The sequence below is a fragment of the Actinomycetota bacterium genome (assembly GCA_005774595.1).
Taxonomy (GTDB): Bacteria; Actinomycetota; Coriobacteriia; order Anaerosomatales; family D1FN1-002; genus D1FN1-002.
The window spans coordinates 1-2,760 of record VAUM01000220.1 but is presented as its reverse complement, the minus strand read 5'-3'; the positions used below and the strand labels follow the sequence as shown (position 1 = coordinate 2,760).

Here is a 2,760-nt window from a genome sequence, read left to right as displayed (position 1 = left end):
CGGGCTGGCCGCGGCGGTCCGGGCGACCCTGGCGGGGTAGCGTCCGCGCGAAGGAGCCGCACCGCGAGCCGGGGGGAGGCACGCTTTGCTGCCGAGGGTCATCATCTACGACGTCGTCTCACTCGACGGCCGCATCGAGGGCTTCGAGCCGGACGTCGGCGCGTTCTACACGCTGGCGCGCGACATCGCCGAGGATGTCATCCTCGCCGGCGCCGACACGATGCTCGCGGGCGGGGACGCCGTGCCGGCAGACGACCTCGCCTCGCCTCCGGCTGAGCCCAGCGGCGGTTCCGCGCCCCTGCTCGCGATCGTCGACTCGCGCGGGCGCGTGCGCTCGTGGGACTGGCTGCGAGAGCAGCAGTACTGGCGCGACGCGGTCGCGCTGGTGAGCGACGCGACCCCCGCTGACTACCTCGCGCACCTCGACTCCCGGCGCGTGGCGCGCTTCGCATGCGGCGCCGACCGCGTGGACCTGCGTGCGGCACTGACCTGGCTTGTCGACGAGCATGGCGCGCGCACGGTGCGCGTCGAGTCGGGCGGCGCGCTCAACGGGGCGCTGCTGCGCGCGGGCCTCGCCACGGAGGTGCACCTGCTCGTCCAGCCGTGCCTGGCGGGCGAGGCGCAGCGCTCGTTCATCCGGGGCGCGCTCTCGGCTCCAGTGGCACTCGAACTGATTGCGTGCGACGCGCGTGACGACGGGCTCGTCCACGTGCGCTACCGCGTCGCTGACACGTAGACCGTCGCGCTTGCCGTATACTGCCTGAACGCTCGCACCGCCCTCGCAGGAAGGCCCTCGCCGTGACCCAGCTTCCCGCCACCCATTCGCTCCGCACGCACGTCTGCGGCGACCTGCGCGCCGGGCAGATCGGCGAACGCGTGACGCTGGCGGGCTGGGTGCACCGGCGCCGCGACCACGGCGGGCTCGTCTTCATCGACCTGCGCGACCGCTCCGGCATCGTGCAGTGCGTCTTCGACCCGGACGCGTCGGGCGCCGCGTTCGTCACCGCCGAGCAGGTGCGCCCTGAGTGGGTCGTGCTGCTCTCGGGTGCGGTCCGCCACCGCCCCGCCGGCACGGAGAATCCCGGCATGCCCACCGGCGAGGTCGAGGTGGTCATCGACGCAGCCGAGGCGCTCAACCGCTCCGAGACACCGCCGTTCGAAGTGGACTCGGCGATCGAGACCGACGAGACGCTGCGCCTGAAGTACCGCTACGTCGACATCCGCCGCCCCGAGGTGCTCGCCGCGCTCCAGTTGCGCGACCGCGTCACACAGCGCTTCCGCCGCTCGCTCGAACACGCGGCTTCATGGAGGTCGAGACCCCGATACTGACGAAGTCCACGCCCGAGGGCGCGCGCGACTTCATCGTCCCGAGCCGGCTGAATCCCGGCAAGTTCTACGCCCTGCCCCAGTCGCCCCAGCTGTTCAAGCAGCTGCTCATGGTCGCCGGCATCGAGCGCTACTACCAGATCGCACGCTGCTTCCGCGACGAGGACCTGCGCGCCGACCGGCAGCCGGAATTCACCCAAGTCGACGTCGAGATGTCGTTCATCTCGGCCGATGACATCCTCGCGCTCATGGAGGAGGTCATGCACGAGGTCCTGCGCGAGGCGGGCATCGACCTCGAGCTCCCGCTGCCGCGCCTCACCTATGCCGAGGCGATGGACCGCTTCGGCTCCGACCGCCCGGACGTTCGCTTCGGCATGGAACTGCATGACGTGTCCGAGGCCTTCGCGACCTCGGAGTTCAAGGTCTTCTCGGGCGCTCTCGCCGGTGGGGGAGCCATCAAGGGGCTGAACGCCAAGGGTGCCGGGGACTGGGCGCGCTCGCGCATCGACGCGCTGAACCAGGCCGCGATCGACGCGGGCGCGAAGGGCCTGGCCTGGGCCGCGTTCACGTCCGACGGCGAGGTCAAGTCGCCCGTCGCGAAGTTCTTCACCGACGCCGAGATGGCCGCGCTGCGCACTGCCCTCGCCGTCGAGCCGGGCGACCTGGTGTGCATGGTCGCCGATGCACGCGATGTCGCCAACGAGGTCCTCGGCACGCTGCGGCTGCGCCTCGCCGACGAGCTCGGCGTGGCCCGCGATGGCCACGAGCTGCTGTGGGTCGTGGACTTCCCGGCGTTCAAGTACGACGCCGAGGAGGGCCGCTGGGACGCCAACCACCATCCGTTCACGCGCCCCTTCGACGAGCACCTCGACCTGATCGAGAGCGATCCGGGCGCGGTGCTGTCATACGCCTACGACCTCGTCATGGACGGGCTGGAGATCGGCGGCGGCACGCTGCGCATCCACGACGCCGACCTGCAGCGCCGCGCTCTCGCGCTGCTCGGCCACGGCCCCGAGGCACAGGCGGACAAGTTCGGCTTCCTGCTCGAGGCGCTGTCGCTCGGCGCACCGCCCCACGGCGGCATCGCACTGGGGCTCGACCGCCTCGTGATGCTGCTGGCCGGTGCGTCGTCGATCCGCGACGTGATCGCGTTCCCGAAGACGTCGTCGGGCGGCGACCCGCTCACCGGCGCGCCCGATGCGGTCTCGGCCCGGCAGATGAAGGACGTGCACCTGCGCGCCGACTGACGCGCTGGCGTCGGCGGCGTTTCGCATCGCTTCCGTGAACCGCGCCCGTTCCGGTGGCGTCACACTGCCGGAAGGCGGTACACTCGACGGCGAGGCGTGTCCTGCATGCGGCCCCGGTCGTTCGTGGCTGAACCAACATCTTTGACTCGGGAGCCTCACCATTCCGCGGCAGACAGGGATCCTCGGT

1 protein-coding gene and 1 pseudogene are annotated in these 2,760 nt (G+C 71.3%); both read left to right on the top strand.

Features of this window, described 5'->3' with window-relative positions; genetic code table 11:
- Window positions 1–85 precede the first annotated feature (85 nt).
- Window positions 86–736 carry a pyrimidine reductase gene (locus tag FDZ70_08190; GenBank protein TLM72818.1) on the top strand — a complete coding sequence of 217 codons (651 nt, stop codon included), beginning with the start codon at window positions 86–88 and terminating at the stop codon, window positions 734–736.
- Window positions 737–798: 62 nt separating this feature from the next.
- Window positions 799–2,573 (top strand): annotated as a pseudogene (gene aspS / locus FDZ70_08185) (aspartate--tRNA ligase).
- Window positions 2,574–2,760: the final 187 nt, after the last annotated feature.